The organism is Wylensekiella montiformis (assembly GCF_009697385.1).
GTDB classification, from domain to species: Bacteria; Bacillota; Negativicutes; order Selenomonadales; family Selenomonadaceae; genus Selenomonas_A; species Selenomonas_A montiformis.
In genome coordinates this window covers 111,071-127,383 of record NZ_VUNL01000002.1, presented here as the reverse complement: position 1 = coordinate 127,383, position 16,313 = coordinate 111,071, and the positions used below count along the sequence as shown (strand labels likewise).

Genomic DNA, 16,313 nt, shown 5'->3' with positions numbered 1-16,313 from the left:
TATTCTCAATAGTCTCTTTTACATAAATCTATGTACATTTTATGAAGCGTATAGTATACTAAATGGGGCAGGGAGAAGAGGAGAACCCCCTGTCAAGGAACATGATACGACGATAAAGGAGAGATTACATTGGCAGACATGAAACAGTATGTCCAGGATACGCTGGATATCATCACAAAACGCGATCCGGATCAGAAACAGTTCCGCAATACCGTTTCTAAGGTGCTGGAGACGATCGTACCAGTACTGGAACAGCATCCGGAGTTCAAGGAGCAAAAAATACTGGAACGCATGATTGAGCCGGAGCGTGTGGTTTCTTTTCGGGTTCCCTGGCAGGATGATCAGGGTGAAATTCATGTGAACCGCGGATTCCGCGTACAGATGAACAGCGCAGTAGGTCCGTATAAGGGAGGTCTGCGTTTTCACCCGAGCGTCTGTCTGGATATTTTGAAATTCCTGGCCTTTGAACAGGTCTTTAAAAATGCGCTGACAGGATTGCCCATCGGTGGAGCGAAGGGCGGTTCGGATTTTGATCCGCATGGCCGTTCGGATAGCGAAGTGATGCGCTTTTGCCAGAGCTTCATGACGGAGCTGTATCGGCACATTGGCCCGCACGTCGATGCGCCGGCCGGCGACATAGGGGTAGGCGGCCGTGAAATCGGTTATCTGTTTGGTCAGTATAAACGGATCCGAGATTCTTATGACTCCGCTGTTTTAACCGGCAAGCGTGTGGATTACTGGGGCAGTTTGGCGCGCACCGAGGCGACAGGCTATGGCTTGTTGTATTTTGTTAAAGATATGCTGGATGATAAAGGTATCAGCCTGAAGGACAAAGTGATCGTGGTTTCGGGATCCGGCAATGTGGCTACCTATGCGATGGAAAAAGCCTATCAGCTGGGAGCGAAAGTGGTTACCTGTTCGGATTCCAACGGCTATGTTTATGATCCGGATGGTATCGATCTGGACGCCGTCAAAGAGATCAAGCAGGTACGCCGCGGACGGATCCGGGAATATGTGCAGACGCATCCGAATGCAGAGTATCATGAAGGCTGCCGTGGGGTATGGACCGTTCCTTGTGATATTGCGCTGCCCTGCGCTACACAGGGGGAGATTGATCTGGACAGTGCAAAAATTCTGGTGGAGCATGGCGTTTTGGCCGTTGGTGAGGGAGCAAATATGCCTTCTGAACTGCCAGCTATCGATTATTTCCAGAAAAATCATGTCCTTTTCGCGCCGGCGAAGGCGGCCAATGCCGGAGGTGTAGCCGTATCGGCATTGGAGATGTCGCAGAATTCCGAGCGTCTGCAGTGGACCTTTGAAGAAGTGGATCAGAAGCTCAAAGACATTATGTCGAATATTTACAAAAATGCCCGGATGAATGCGGAAAAATATGCGGATCCGGACGATCTGGTTGCCGGTGCAAATATCACGGCGTTTGTCCGGGTGGCCAATATTATGCTGGCCCATGGATTGGTTTAATCTGATTTGAAGGGAATTATAATAGGGGTATCGCTTGTTCAAGCGGTGCCCTTTGATTATAATAGAATGGACGTAGTGTGAAATACGGAAGATCAGGACATCAGTCAGAAAGAAGCGGCATGCGGAGATGAAATTCGGAGAATTCATGACAAGACTCGGCCGGGAGGAAGTCCGGCATGTGTTTTTGCTGGCGGGAGAAGAACATTATTATATTGACAGGGCGTGGAAGGAAATCCTGCGGCGTCTCTTTCCCGAACAGAATGACCCGAAAGATGCGGTTCAGATTCTGCCGGGCGATATCGATCCGGACGATCTGGTCGGATTGCTGGAAACCATGCCGTTTTTTGCGGAAAAAAATGTCTTGCTGGTTCGCAACGCAGCGCTATTCCGCGCCCGCCATGGTGATAGCGCGGAAAAAAAGACGGCGGGAAAAGATAAGAAAACGGAGCGGCTGATCGAGGTGTTACACGATATGCCGCCGTTCAGCTATGTGGTGTTCGTTTCACCGGATAAGCCGGATAAGCGGCGCCGTATTTACAAGGCCGTTGAGGCGGGTGGAATGGTACTGGAAGCCGAGGCGGTGAAGGCATGGAACATTCAGGAGTGGCTTCAGGATAAACTGCGGGCGATGCACCGCACGATGGATCGGGATGCGTATCTGTATTTCCATGGGGCGGTCAGCATGATGCAGCAGATCTCTTTGGAGTTTTTGGATCAGGAATTTGACAAGCTGGCTTTGTTTACCGCGGAGCGGCAGATTACCCGCAGGGATCTGGCCCGGGTCTTTGCCGGCCTGCCGGAGGTATCGGTTTTTGCGCTGATGGATGCCATCAGCGAACGGGACGGCCGCAAAGCGCTGATGCTGCTGCGGCGCCAGCTGGAGGACGGAACCTATTTCACAGTGATTCTGGCATTGCTGACCCGTCACGTGAGACAATTGTGGCAGGCCGCAGTTCTTCAGGCAAAGGGGATCCGCGGCAAGGCTTTGGCAAAACCTCTGGAACTCAATCCGTTCATTGCTGAAAAACTGGGAAGGGCGGCATCCGGTTTTAAGGAAGAGACGCTGAAACAGTCTATGCTGGAATTGGCCGATGCGGATTATCAGATGAAGACCGGACAGGCAGGAAGCGAGATGCTGGAGCATGTGGTGATCCGTTTATGCGCCCGTGTGTGACGGGCAGGGACCGCTCAAAACAATAAGATGGGGAAAGCAGGTGGAAAGCATGGATGCTAAGGGAAGAGAAACGCTCAGGAAAACGGTGCTGCTGACAGGGGATGATGCTCTTTGGAGCAGACCCCTGCAGGCGCTTTTTGAGAAGGAGGGATGGCGCTTCTGGACAGGTGAACCGGATTCCTGCAAGACGGAAGAAACGATTCGCCTGCACAATATTGAGGTGCTTCTTTATGCCGCAACCGGCCCGTCGGAGGGACGGGAAGAAGCGGCACCGATGGAGCGGCTTTTGAAGACACTCAGCATATGCAGCAGGCGAAAGGTGCGGTCCGTGTATCTGCTCTCTTCGACAGGAGCCGTTGCAGAGCCCGATCATCGGCTGCCGGATGACCGGAATGCCGCGATGGCAGAGCGCATCGCGGCGGCCTGGGCCGAGTTGACAGGCGGGCATTTGACCGTTCTTCGTCTGCCGGAAGTCTACGGTCCGCTTTGTTCGGGCGCCGCTGGACTGACAGGAAAATGGATGCGCGCTGTTCGGGATGGCACGCCGCTTCGCCCGTTGTCCGATGATGCGGGCAGGCGGGACCTGCTCTATGTGAATGATGCAGTCTATGGAATTTATCAGGCGGTTTCCCGCTGTTATGAAGGAGAGCCTTTGAATCTCGTGACAGGCAGTCCGGTTGATGCGCGTTCCTTTTGCCGTCTGATTGGCGGGATCACTGGCCATGAGCCGGTGTTTTCCACAGAAGAAGCCGTACCGTTCGGGATGCCTGTTCTTTCCGCCGACGCGGCTAGGCGGGAATTGGGCTGGCAGCCAAAGTACGACCTCAAAACCGGCCTGCGCCTTACCTGGGAGGCAATGCAGGATGAAGAAAAAACAGAACCCGGAAAACAGGCGCATGGGGCGAGCGTTTTCCGCGGGTTTTTGCGTGCTGCGGTTCCCTATGCGGAAAATTTGGCCGGTTTTATGCTGATGGCGCTGGCCGCGCACCTTCAGAACGGGGCAGCAGAACGTGCCGATATCGCGCTGGATTTGAATTTCGTTTATATTGGTGCGATGGGGATCCTGTACGGCCGTGGTCAGGCACTGCTGGCCATGGGATTATCTGCCGTGCTGCTGTTGGGCGGATTGCTTCGCGCAGGCAACGATTTGATCGGGCTGTTTTATGTGCCGGCGGTGCTCCTTCATTTGATCGCTTATTTGTTTACGGCTGTACTGACCGGTTATTTTTCGGACAGCCGCAGACAGGAACGGGAAGCCTTTCGTTGGCAGCAGCGGCAGTCCCGTGAGCGGTATGATTTTTTGAAGAATTTGTATGAAGAAACGCTGGCTGTAAAGGACCGTTTGTATCGTCAGATCGTCAATGAAGGAGACAGTATCGGCCGGCTGTACCGGATCATCCGCAAACTGGATCGTGTGGAACTGGAATCGATATTTACCCGGGCGGCGGAGGTAACCGCAGAGATTTTAGACGTGGAGGATATTGCAGTCTATGTGCTGGAGCCTCAGCAGCAGTATCTGCGACAGAAGGTGCGCCATGGGGAGCAGGCGGCCCGGCAGCCGCGTTCCCTTCGGGTAGAACATGTTCCCTATCTTCAGGGTGTGATCCGGGATAAGACGGTTTACGTGAACCGGGAGCTGACGAAAGACACGCCGGATTTGGCAGCGCCGATTGTCTGGCAGGACCGTGTGATTGCGGTCGTAGAGATTTTCGATCTGCGCTTTGATCAATGGAGCCTGTCTCAGCAGAATCTGTTGTCTGTCACGGCTCGGCTGATTTCGTCCGCGATGGGACGGGCCTATCAGTACGAGGCGGAGATCCAGTCCCGGCGGTATTTCGGTGCGACGCGTATCCTGAAGGAAGAGGAATTCCGCAAGATACTCGCTGAGCTGAAAGAACGCCGCAGGGTGCAGGGGGAACTGCCGGTCGCGTCTCTTCGGGTGGATATGACCGGGATGAGTTATGAGCGATTGGATGAGAAGCTGGATCGGGTTGTCCGCAATGAGGACTTTGTCGGTGTGCTGGACGGTTGTGTTTATCTCTTGCTTCCGGATGCGCGGGAAGAGATTGCAGGGCTCGTTCAGGAACGGTTGGCGCGTCATGGCATCCGCACGGAAATCTGTGAGGCGGTGATGGCATGAGCATGGGCGGACTGATCCTGATTCATATCCTGCTTACGGGGGGATTTTTTATTCTGGATGCGCGAACCCATGGCCGGATTCAGGCTTTTGCCGATGCATGGATCGTGTTTTTTTTGCCGGGCTTTGGATTGGCGATTCTTTTGCTGTTCCGTTTTTTTTGTTGGATACTGCGCTTGAAGAAGGGGAATGCGCCCGAGTTTTCCGCGCCGTGTGAGCCGTTGTTCCGCGGCACGGAATTCGGCAAGGAGATTATTCCGTTGAACGACGCGTTTCTCGTAGAGGATCGTCGGCAGCGGCAGCGCTTTTTTACGGAAGCGATCAAGCAGTCTGTGGTTGAGAATCAGAATATCCTGCAGATGGCTATGCATGACCGGGACCGCGAAATCGCCTATTATGCGGTTTCGATGCTGACTACCCGGATGGAAAAATTGGAGACGAAATTGTTTCAAAAAGAAAGCGAGATCGATGCGGACTCTTCCCAGAATCGGGACGGGCTGGAAGAATATGCTTCGCTGCTCCGTGAATATCTGGCGCAAAAGCCTTTTGTGGATCCGGTCACCTGGGGGAAAAAGCAGGGAGACTATATTGATCTGCTGAACCGGCTGATCCAGCTGGAGCCAGATCGTATGGAATATTATGAAGAAGAGATCCGTCAGCTGCTGGATATCCGAAACTTCCGCGCGGCCGGACAGCTTTGCGGCGCGATGATGGAGCGGTTTCCGGATCGGGAGGAATCGTTCCTTATGGCTATCGAGCTTTGTCAGGCGGAACGGGATTCGGAAAAGCTGCAGCAACAGATCCGAGCACTCAAGGCGAGTCCGATTCATTTATCAAAACGGGCGCTTGATGTGCTTCGTTTTTGGGATGAGGGGGCGCGGAGCAATGAATAAACGGGAGATTTTGCTGGTTTTTGCGCTGGTGCTTCTGCTGGGATGCTTTTTTCAGTTCAGCAGGATGGACGGTTTTCTTCATCTCTTTCCGTTAAACGGCCGGACACAGCTCGCTGATGGAGCTTATCAGGGAGAACCGGTCGATGTCGGGCGGGAAAAATTTCTGATCCTTTACGACCCGCGTGATGTGGGAAGCGTGTTTGCCCGTCATCGCCTGACGGAACTGCTGAACCGGCAAAAAAAAGAGGCGGTTTCGGCTTCGGTTTATGATGAAGAGGTGAAGCCGGATTCATCTTATCGGGGCGTGCTGGTTGCGACAGGGCGTTTGGACCGGGTGGCCGCGCTGCCAGAGCTGCGGCAGTATGTGGCAGATGGCGGAACAGCTGCTGTCCTTATGCGTCTGGAGCGCGGCGGGGATGGTATCTGGCCTGACGCGGAACTATTGAATGAGATGGGGATTGCCTCGCTGGGAAATGAAACAGAAGTGCGGGGGATTCGCCTTCAGACCGATTTTTTATTCGGCGGCAAGGGCGTTTCCTTTGGTGAAGGGTCCGTGTATTTTACGAGCTGTACACAGGCTGTATTGACGGAAGATACCGTGCCGGATATCTGTTCGGAAGACGGTATGCCGCTGGTTTGGCAGCATGCCGTCGGAGCGGGGCGGTATCTGGTCTATAATGGAACAGTCCGGGACGACAAGACGAATGCCGGTATTCTGACCGCTATGCTTGCACATTGCGGACAGGATGGGATTTACCCGGTTTTGGGGACGAAGCTGTTCTTTATCGATGATTTTCCTTCGCCGGTGCCGGAGGGAACCGACCCGAAGATTTATGATGAGATGCACCTGACTACGGAGGATTTTTATCGTGAACGCTGGTGGCCGTTTATGCGCCAGTGTGCGGAGTCCTTCGGACTGAAATACACCGGACTGATCATCGAATCGTATGGCGATCAGGTGAAAGGCCCGTTTGCGCCGCCTGCGGGCCGGCGCGACCGCGATAATTTTATCCGCTATAGCCGGGAACTGTTGGATATGGGCGGAGAGCTTGGCCTGCATGGATACAATCATCAGTCGCTGGCGCCAGTCGGCTATAATCAGGGGGACCTCGGTTATATTCCCTGGGAAAGTCAGGAGGATATGATTGAGTCCCTTCAGGAGCTGCGACGGTATGTCCGGGATATTTATCCATCCTATTCGTTCCGCTCGTATGTGCCTCCGTCGGATATCCTTAGTCCCGAAGGACTCGAGGCTGTACGGACGGCTTTTCCGGAAATCCGGGTCTTTTCTTCCTTGTTTGACGGAGCAGCAGCGGACCGTGCATATATTACCGATTATTCCCGGCGCGAGGACGGAACCTTTGAAATTCCCCGCACGACGGCCGGTTATATACCGAGCGGGCAGAATCGATATGAACAGATCAGTGTGATCAACTATATCGGCAGCTTTTCTCACTTCGTTCATCCGGATGAATTGTTTTATGAGGAGAGTCAGTCGTACAGCTGGGCGATGATGGAACAGGGACTGCGTGATTTTCTGACGGATTTGAATCAGCGTTATGGCTGGCTGCGGCCGGTGACAGACTCGGAGTGTGCAGAGTATCTGGCCGATTATCTGGATATGGATTATCGTGTGATCCGCTATGCGGACCATCTCGAACTGTATTGCTGGAACTACAGGCATCCGCTGCGCTTCATCCTGCGGACCGGAAAGGAGATCGATCATGCCAGCGGAGCCGTATATCAGCGGGTCGGGGAAGATTGCTATATGATTGAAATACAGGAGCCGAAGGCAGAACTGTACTGGAAGGAGGCCGATTGATGCGTATTTGCCTGTTGACGGAAGGATCGTATCCTTATGTAGTGGGCGGGGTATCCTCCTGGTGCCAGATGCTGATTCAGGGGCTTCCGGAGCATGAATTTCTGGTTTATTCCATCGGCGCAGAATCCAGGGACAGGGGAAAGTTCCGCTACCAGCTTCCCGACAATATGATCGGCATTCAGGAAGAATTCCTCGATGATATTCTTGGGCAAAAATCACAGGGCATGAAGGAGGATATTCTGACTGGTCCGGAGAAGAAGGTGCTCTATGGGCTGGTCGTTGGGGATCAGCCGATCCGGATCAGAGATCTGGTGTCCATTTTTCGTGACCGCAGGCGCTTCCAAAGCCCGCTGGATATTTTCATGAGCAGTGATTTCTTTCAGGTCATTCAGCAGGTTTACGAGGAAAGATATGCATATCTTCCCTTTACGGATTTCTTTTGGACGCTGCGTTCGATGCTTATTCCGCTTTTTTTCCTGCTTCAGCAGGAGCTGCCGGAGGCAGATGTATATCATAGTGTAGCTACGGGCTATTGCGGTGTGATTGGCGCTATGGCTGCGGAGATTTATCAAAAACCCTTTCTGATCACAGAGCATGGCATTTATTCCCGGGAACGGGAAGTAGAGATCATCAAAAGCGACTGGGCGAAAGGAGATTTTAAATCCGTCTGGATTCAATATTTTTATAATTTGGCTAAACTGTCCTATCAGACAGCTGATCATGTTTATACTTTGTTTGAGCATAATGCGGAAATTGAGCGAAGTCTGGGCTGTGATCCGGAAAAAATCGGCATTGTGCCGAATGGTGTTCATCTGGAGCAGTTTGCCGGGATCCCGGAACTACAGCAGCATGATGGTCCCTTTACGATTGGTGCGGTGGTTCGCGTCGTGCCAATTAAGGATATTGTTACTTTGCTGCGGGCATTTTTCCTTGTCAAGCGGGACCTTCCCGACGCCAGACTGTTCATTATGGGCGGACTGGAAGAAGATCCGGAATACTATGCCTTGTGCAAACAAACGGTTGAAATGCTTCGCATTCAGGATGTGACGTTCACCGGAGCGGTCCGTGTGGTGGAATATCTTCCTAAAATGGATCTGCTGATGCTTTCCAGCATCAGCGAAGGACAGCCGCTGGCCGTCCTTGAGGGGCAGGCGGCGCATCGTCCGTTTGTCACGACGGATGTGGGCTGCTGCCGGGAATTGATTTACGGGGACAGTACGGATACGCTCGGTCCGGCCGGAGCGATTGTCGCTCCCATGGATTATGAAGCTATGGCGGCGGAAATCGTGCGCCTTGGGAAGGATTTTGATCTTCGCCGCCGGATGGGAAATATTGGCTATGAGCGGGTGAGACGGGGCTATACGTATGAGCATTTCATTGAATCGTATCGGAAGATTTATGAACAGGAGAGGAGGAGCCGCTGATGGCCGGAGTCGGGTTTGAATTGAAAAAATTATTTACGGCCCGCACGGCTGCCGGCCATCTCCGGGCCTATTCTTATTCGGTTATCATTACGGCCGGCCCGTTTTTTCTGCTGACCAGTATGGTGCTGGCCATACAGTTTTTGTTTCATTCGTTGGGCATTAAGGGAGAATCGGCCGAGCTTTTCACGGCTTCTGTGATTTATTCCTTTGTTTTTTCGCAGATTCTGTCGAGCGGCTTTACGATGGTATTAACCCGCTATTTGGCCGATTCCTTGTCGCTGGGCCGATATCAGGATATCATGGCCTCGTTGTTCGGCATGGGAGCGATTTTGACCGTTCTCAGCGGACTGACGGCAGGAGCTTTTTTCTGGGGCAGTCCGTTGCCTGCCGGGACAAAGTGGCTGGCCTATTTGTTCTTTGCCCAGCAGATGCTGGTCTGGACGGAAAATGTCTATCTGTCTGCAGTCAAGCAGTATAAACGGCTTTTGCTCAGTTATCTGGCCGGGGTGATGCTCAGTATTGCTTTGGCCGCCTGGCTGCTGACATCGTCCTCTCTTTTGCCGGAACAGGCCGGGCTTCTGGCTGTGAATGCCGGAATGGGCCTGATGGTGTTGCTGCTCCTGCTTCATATTGCCGCTTATTTCGGTGCGCCGGAGGGGGGCATGAATTTTGCGTTTCTCCCTTATTTGGAACGGCACTGGCGGCTGTTTTTTATCTCGTTCAGTTATATGGCGGGCCTCTTTCTGCCGAACATCCTGATCTGGCAAGGACCGTGGGGCGTAGAGATCGGAGGGACCTTTCGCTATGCACCGGTGTATGATGTGGTGACCTTTTATGCGTTTCTTTCGATTCTTCCGCTCATGACTATGTTCGTTGTTTCGGTGGAGACAACGTTTTATGAACGGTATTCCGTCTATTTTTCCTACATCACCCGCAAGGGAAATTTCCGGGAAATCGATGATGCCCGGAAAGACCTTTTGCATACGCTGTGGTTTGAATTGCGCCATATTGTAGAGTTTCAGCTGGTATTCACGCTGATTTTTCTGGCACTCGGCGGCTATATCCTGTCAGAAGCCGGTATTACCTCCAGCCAGGTCAATATGTTTCAGGTCATTCTGTTCGGAGCGTTTTTTACCGGATTGTTTCAGCTGATCTGCATCCTGATGGTTTATTTTGATTATCAGCAGGAGGTTTTACGCGTGGCGCTGTGGTTTCTTGGCAGCCATTTTCTTTTCGGTATGCTTGGCCTGCATGTTTTCGGCGAGGCAAGCTATGGATTTACTTTTTTTCTGGCTGCTGCAGGAAGCTTTCTTTTTGGCTTTTGCCGGCTGAATCATTTCGCCGGACGGATTAACTATTTCGTATTCTGTGCTCAGCCGGTCTTTTATTGTCCGCCGGCCGGCTGGCTGACCCGTTTGGTACGATGGCTGTATGGGGATCGTTATGTGGATCTTGGAGCGGCAAAGGAGGAGGATGGATATGCGAATGAGCCGTAGAGGGCGGAAACGCCTGAATCATCTGCGCAGGGATGAACGTGATTCGCTGCAGACCTTTTGCCGTATGTCGCGTCGGCGCCGCATCCGCTTTGCGAACCGGAAGGCGCGCCTTAGGCCGTTTTTCGGCATGAATCAGCCGGGCGGCTGTTTGGGACGTACGACTGCAGCGGTGTCGCTGGGCGCATTGACGGTTTTGCCTGCCGGTGCGGCAGAAGCGGCGGCCATCAATACGATGAATGATATACCCGCGGCTTTTCAGAGCATGCAGGATGCCCGCGACCGCATTCGGGATTTCCATACGGCGCAGCGCAATGTACGTGAAGCGTCAGCGGCGCTGCAGCAGGCAAAGGAAGATCTTCAGCTTGCACAGCAGAATCAGCATCAGGCTGAACAGGGGATAACAGAGGCCCGGGATAATCTCAGCCGGGCGCAGACTTCGTTTCAGCGCATCAGCGAGGAACTTCAGCTGGCCAGACAGGAAAGCGCCAGACGGACGCAGGAGGCCATTGCCGCTCAGCAGGCTGTGGCGGACTTTCTTCCTGCCGTATGGGATCAGGAGACCGTGGTCGGTGAGTTGACGGCGGATCGGGATGCTGTCCAGCAGGAGTACCATCAGGCGGAGCAGGAGGTTCGGCAGAGTATACAGGCGCGGGAGGACGGCCTGGAACAGCGCATTGAGGAAGCCTGGCAGAGCGTGGACTATGCGCAGAACCGCCTGTCGGATGTCATAAATATGGTGAATGCGGCCGGTCAGGATACGGCCGGGCAGGATGACCGCAGCGATGAGATGGCGGCGATTTCTTCGCGGTTGGATGAGCTGGACCGGTCTGTCGACGAACAGCAGGAAAGGCTGGATGAGTTGAACGGACAGCTGGAAGCACTGGAACAGGCCCGGGACGATGCTGAAGAAGCGGAGCGGGAAGCCCGTGAGCTTGCAGCGGAACGGCAGGCCGAGCAGAAGGAGGCTGGTCAGGATATCCGTGATGGAGAACAGGCCCTGCAGGAGGCGATGCGCTGGAAGGCAGAAGCAGATGAATCCCTTATTCAGGCAGAACAGAGCTTACAGGACACCTTTTCCTGGAAAAAAGAAGCCGATCATGCACTGGAACATTTCGGTGAGGGAGAATCCTTCTCTGCCGGAGCGGAGTATTATAATCTGCATGGTGCCGGCGTTCGCGCGCACCAGCTTTATCTGCCCCTGAATTATTATCGGACGGAAAAGAAATATGAGCTTTCCCTGGGATCCGGATTCCTTTTTTCGGCGAACGGTCAGCCGGGCGGATCGGTAACGGGATGGACCGATACGTCGATCGGCGGGCGGATCAAAAAAGATCATCCGGTCAATTCGGTTCACTATACGTTGGATTTTAACATACCGACCGGACAATACCGGGTCAGCTCGCATGCAGCCATGCCGGATGATGTGATGCGCTTTACCAATTTCGGTGAGGGCTGGGGGATCACGCCCGGCCTTGAGGTCACGCGCCATTTTACGGAACGCGATACGCTGACCGGGAGAGTCAGTCTGGCCTGGCACGGCAGTTATACCTATCTGGCTGATATCGTCGACGAAGGGGGCCATGCACGCCCCGCTTATCGGCAGCGGCTGGCAGAATATAAGCAGGGCAGGCAATGGAAGCAGGAGCTGGAATATCTTCATGCCGGGGAGAAGGAGCAGCTGCGGGTTGTTCTGAATTGCACCGAAGCCGCTGCGACACGGCAGCAGACCTTTCGTTTGCAGGCAGGACAAGTGGAAAAGCAGGATGATTTTTACCGGGATGGCAATGACTGGAATTTGAGTGCCTGGTACAGCCGACAGGTTACGGCAAAGGACTCCTGGCAGAGCTATATCCTTGGCAACTATGCCGCCGGAACTTCGTTTCGCGGCCCCGCTGCGGTCAATGGAGATGATGTGCGCCGGTTTTACGCTGGCACGGGATTCCGTCATGTATATGATTCCCGTCAGACGGTTTTCGCCTACCTCAATGGCATGACGCGCCGCGGTCAGACGTTTTCTCCCTGGTATCAGAATCCTTCGCGGTCCCGCAACAGGATGTCTTTGCTGATGGGGTATGAGCGGAAGGTGAGCGAAACGGAACAGCTGTCGGCACGGCTGGAACGCTATGTGATCCATGATCAGGGCCGCGAGAAGTTTCATGGCTGGAACATGAGTCTGATGTACAGCAAATCTTTTTAACCGGACAGGAGGTGAAACGTATGGAACAGCTGAGGAGACGAAGCGGTTTTTTCAGCAGGCTGACGATGCTGGGGGGGATTTTGACCACCGTGCTTTCCCTGCTGACGGGAAGAGCTGGAGCGCATGAGGCATACGATACGGAGATGGTCCGGCTGATTCACGAGATTCACGAGTATGCCAAGGCGCGGCAGCCTTCCTTCGGATTGCTGGCCAATGGTGGTGCGGCGTTATTTCTTCCCTATGATGGCAATACGCCGGAAAATGTCAAAAAGCAGCTGTCCAATTTAGACGGACAGCTGGTCGAGTCCGTTTTTTTTGGTTATGATATGAAAGATGGAGCGGCGGCGCCGGATGATGCCAGCGCTTATTTTAAAAAGGCGCTGGCGGTTCCTCAGCGGACAGGCATGCCGGTATTCAATCTTGACTATGTGCATACTGCTCGCCAGGCAGAGGATTCGTATGAGAAGAACCGCCGTCAGGGCTATGTGAGCTGGGCTTCTTTCCATCGCCTGCTGGATACGATGCCGGAGGAGCCGCCTCGTCATGTTAATGCGGACGATTGTACCTCACTTCGGGATGTGCGCAATTTTATGGTTCTGCTGAATCCGGGGCATTTTTCTTCCCGCGAAGCATATCTGGATGCGCTGCGCCAGTCCGGGTATGATCTGCTGATCCTCGATCTTTTTTATGGAGACAGAGCTCTGACCGCGCATGAGGTTCGAACGCTGCAGCAGAAGCCGCAGGGAGGGCGCCGCTTGGTCTACGCATATATGAGCGTGGGGGAAGCGGAGAATTATCGCAGCTACTGGCGTCCCGAATGGGATAGAAAAAAACCATCCTGGCTGGCGGAACGCAACGAGGCATGGGGCAGTTTTCATGTGAAATACTGGCGCAGGGAATGGAAAAACATTTTGTACGGAACGCCGGATGCGTATCTGGATACCATTTTGGCTGCCGGGTTTGATGGGGCCTTTCTGGATGTAGTGGATGGCTATCAGTATTTTCAGCAGACGGAAGGAACCGAATCATGAATGGGATACTATCGTGGCGACCCGTTCGGGCGTGAACGAAGCAGAATCCCCCTGAGCGGATCGTGAAATGACGATTCTCGTTCAGGGGGATTCCTGTCTTTATGCTATTTCGTCCGGATAAGGGGTCAGAGCGGCCAAAATGGCACTGATTATCAAGGGACAGGTAGTCAGCAGCAAAGCGGCGGGGAGGCCGATCCAGTCAGCAAGTGCGGCAGTCAGGGCGGCGCCGATACTGCCCAGGCCGAAGGAAAGGCCCATCATCATGCCGGAGGCCATGCCTGCGTTGTCAGGCATCATCTTCTGCGCCCAGACCACGGAACTCGGCTGGGGAGCAAGCAGACAGGCACCGGCAAGAAAGAGGGCGGCAAGGGAGAGTGGCGCGGTCCCCGCATGGGTAAAAAAGTACCAGGTAGGCAAAATGCCAAGCGCGAGGGAGGCGACGATGATTTTTTTGTGCGAGAGGCGATCCCCGAGATAGCCGCCGATCAAGCCGCCAACGGTGCAGCCGATGAGAAAGAGCGTCAGCAGGCTGCCTGAGGAAAGCGCGGAGTAGCCTGCTCCGATGAGCAGCAGCGGCAGGAACGTGGACACCGATACATGTGTCCAGCAGCGAAAGCCCATGGCGAGATTGAGCTTCAGTACCGCCCGGTTGGTAAACAATTCACAAAGGCGCGGCGGTGCAGCGGGCAGGTGGTCCGGGACGGTGGTAATATCGGTCAGATGGCTGCGGGCATAGAGAATAGAAAGCAGCAGACTCGGAACGATCAGCCAGGGAAGCTGGGTCAGGGAAAAGGTTTGCGTAAAGGCGACGAGAAGAATCGGCGCAAAGGCATATCCGAGGTTTCCGCCGGCGATGTAGTAGGACATCGTGCTGCCCTGCGCGGTTTTTCCAGCGGACTTGGCTGCCAGTGTCGAGCCGAGAGGATGAAAGGCGGAAACCGACAGCCCTGTCAGTGCGATGAGAAGAAACAGCATGAAGCGGGTTTGGATAAAGCCGATGGAGCAGATGCAGATCGCGCCGAAAGGGATGACTGGCAGAAGGATACGGCTGAAATTATGCTTATCCATCAGGTAGCCGAATACAGGCTGAAGCAGGTTGCTGGTGATCGACAGAACCATGATGAGCAGGCCGCTCAGTGTCAGCGACAGGCCGAGCCGCGGCATGATAAGCGGCAGAAGAATCGGCAGGAAATTACAATAGAAATCGTTGAGAAGATGACCGAGGCTAAGAAGAACGGCAGCATGGCCCATCATGATTTCCCTCCCATCGCGTTCAGCAGTCGGCTGACAGGCAGCAGCTTCAGGATCAGGCAGCAGACCAGAAACTCCGGAACCAGGTACGATGCATTAAACGTCAGCGCGTAAAGGATGGGCGAAGTTCCGGACGGCGCATAGGAGGAGAAAAAGACGATACCGGAGATGAAGTGGCATAAAAATCGTGCGGCAAAAGCCGCGGCTGCTCCCCGGTAAATATGCCCCGCGCTCAGGCCGGCCAGCCCCATGGCCATGAATGGCAGCGGGTAGTCGAACAGGACCTGAACCGGATGAAGAATATAGGGATCCTGGAAGAGATTCAGCATGCCGCAGATAAAGCCGGCAAGCATGCCCACACCGGGGCCGAAGCGGTAAGAGATCAAGAGCAGGGGCACCATCGAACCGACCGTGACGCTTCCTCCCTGCGGCATGTGAAAGAGGCGGAATTGCTGAAGCAGAACCGACAGGGCGGTTAAAACAGCAGCTGCGGCGATGATATGCGCATCCATTTTTTCCCGGCGGATGCGGATGAAGCCGAGCAGGAGCGCAAGCAGGCCGATCAAGGCCAGAATGGTCGTGGGGGACAAAAAAAGATCAGACAAAATAAAGCACTTCCTTTTTGCAGCGAAAAAAATCGAAAATCATAGTGATCATTGTAACAAAGCTTACGGTGAATGACAAGAAAGTATGTTACAATATGGGCGAAACATACAGAAGAATAAGAGGAGGAGTTTCATGGGCAAGTGGGCAGTGATTTATTCATCGGTAACTGGAAATACGCGGCAGATCGCTGAGGCGATCGCTGAGCAGGCAGGTGACGCAGATCTTTTCCGCGTGCAGGATGCGCCGCATGATTTGTCCGGTTATGAGGTAGTGGCTGTCGGCTATTGGCTCCGGCTGGGAAGACCGGATCCGATGAGTTTGAAGTATCTGGCCGGCGTAAAAAACGCGACGGTTCTTTTCTTCCAGACACACGGGGCATTGCCGGACAGCGAGCATGCGATCACTTCGTTTGCGCGTGCCGGTTACGCGTTGGGCGAAGGCTGTGAGATTCTCGGCACGTTCGGTTGTCAGGGGAAAATCAATCCTGCCTTGCTGGAACGGCGGAAACAGAGCGGCCCCGATGATCCGCATGGCGGGCCCGAGAGCATGGAGCGCTGGAAGAAAGCTGCCTCCCATCCGGATGCGAAGGATATTGCCGAGGCGAAAGCATTTGTCGACAGTATGAAGAAGAAACTGGTGATGAAGCGGCGTTTCATGGCAAAAATGCAGGCGAAACAGGACGCGCTGCGCGCTGGAAAGACACAGGAATAAAGTGAGACTCAGGGGCGCTTATCTCCCGCCTGAAGAGGCGGAAGTCTTAGCGCCCCTTGGCATCGGATAAAGGGAACAGGATGAAGAAAGAA

The 16,313-nt window shown here is 53.9% G+C and carries 12 protein-coding genes; 10 read left to right on the top strand and 2 right to left on the bottom strand.

Annotated features, from left to right (window positions below; genetic code table 11):
* Positions 1 to 129 precede the first annotated feature (129 nt).
* From gdhA to FYJ78_RS02150, 9 genes are all read left to right on the top strand, one after another.
* Complete coding sequence (gdhA, locus tag FYJ78_RS02190; protein ID WP_154619748.1) at positions 130 to 1,479, top strand: NADP-specific glutamate dehydrogenase; 1,350 nt, start codon at positions 130 to 132, stop codon at positions 1,477 to 1,479.
* Positions 1,480 to 1,606: 127 nt separating this feature from the next.
* Positions 1,607 to 2,653, top strand: coding sequence for a DNA polymerase III subunit delta (gene holA, locus FYJ78_RS02185; protein ID WP_154619747.1), 1,047 nt, complete (start codon positions 1,607 to 1,609; stop codon positions 2,651 to 2,653).
* A 49-nt stretch (positions 2,654 to 2,702) separates the two neighbouring features.
* The gene (locus FYJ78_RS02180) at positions 2,703 to 4,793 is read left to right on the top strand and encodes an NAD-dependent epimerase/dehydratase family protein (protein ID WP_154619746.1); all 2,091 of its coding nucleotides are present in this window, start codon (positions 2,703 to 2,705) and stop codon (positions 4,791 to 4,793) included.
* The gene (locus FYJ78_RS02175) at positions 4,790 to 5,683 is read left to right on the top strand and encodes a hypothetical protein (RefSeq protein WP_154619745.1); all 894 of its coding nucleotides are present in this window, start codon (positions 4,790 to 4,792) and stop codon (positions 5,681 to 5,683) included. Before FYJ78_RS02180 ends, FYJ78_RS02175 begins: the two co-directional genes overlap by 4 nt.
* The gene (locus tag FYJ78_RS02170) at positions 5,676 to 7,505 is read left to right on the top strand and encodes a DUF2194 domain-containing protein (RefSeq protein WP_154619744.1); all 1,830 of its coding nucleotides are present in this window, start codon (positions 5,676 to 5,678) and stop codon (positions 7,503 to 7,505) included. Before FYJ78_RS02175 ends, FYJ78_RS02170 begins: the two co-directional genes overlap by 8 nt.
* Positions 7,505 to 8,929: a GT4 family glycosyltransferase PelF gene (gene pelF, locus FYJ78_RS02165; RefSeq protein ID WP_154619743.1), complete on the top strand. Its 1,425-nt coding sequence runs from the start codon at positions 7,505 to 7,507 to the stop codon at positions 8,927 to 8,929. The genes FYJ78_RS02170 and pelF overlap by 1 nt, the downstream gene beginning before the upstream one ends.
* Entirely contained in the window at positions 8,929 to 10,425 is a 1,497-nt protein-coding gene (gene pelG / locus FYJ78_RS02160; protein WP_154619742.1) for an exopolysaccharide Pel transporter PelG, read from the top strand. The genes pelF and pelG overlap by 1 nt, the downstream gene beginning before the upstream one ends.
* Entirely contained in the window at positions 10,409 to 12,622 is a 2,214-nt protein-coding gene (locus tag FYJ78_RS02155) for a transporter (RefSeq protein WP_154619741.1), read from the top strand. The genes pelG and FYJ78_RS02155 overlap by 17 nt, the downstream gene beginning before the upstream one ends.
* A gap of 20 nt (positions 12,623 to 12,642) precedes the next feature.
* Complete coding sequence (locus tag FYJ78_RS02150) at positions 12,643 to 13,653, top strand: endo alpha-1,4 polygalactosaminidase (RefSeq protein ID WP_235899769.1); 1,011 nt, start codon at positions 12,643 to 12,645, stop codon at positions 13,651 to 13,653.
* Between the two features lie 99 nt (positions 13,654 to 13,752).
* On the opposite strand, the gene FYJ78_RS02145 is transcribed toward FYJ78_RS02150, so the two are convergent.
* Together FYJ78_RS02145 and thiT are read right to left on the bottom strand one after the other, a co-directional pair.
* Complete coding sequence (locus FYJ78_RS02145; RefSeq protein ID WP_154619740.1) at positions 13,753 to 14,907, bottom strand: MFS transporter; 1,155 nt, start codon at positions 14,905 to 14,907, stop codon at positions 13,753 to 13,755.
* Positions 14,904 to 15,509, bottom strand: coding sequence for an energy-coupled thiamine transporter ThiT (gene thiT / locus FYJ78_RS02140; RefSeq protein ID WP_235899767.1), 606 nt, complete (start codon positions 15,507 to 15,509; stop codon positions 14,904 to 14,906). Before thiT ends, FYJ78_RS02145 begins: the two co-directional genes overlap by 4 nt.
* 133 nt (positions 15,510 to 15,642) lie before the next feature.
* Here thiT and FYJ78_RS02135 point away from each other — a divergent pair, with 133 nt between their 5' ends.
* Positions 15,643 to 16,221 carry a flavodoxin family protein gene (locus FYJ78_RS02135; RefSeq protein ID WP_154619739.1) on the top strand — a complete coding sequence of 193 codons (579 nt, stop codon included), beginning with the start codon at positions 15,643 to 15,645 and terminating at the stop codon, positions 16,219 to 16,221.
* Positions 16,222 to 16,313 lie beyond the last annotated feature (92 nt).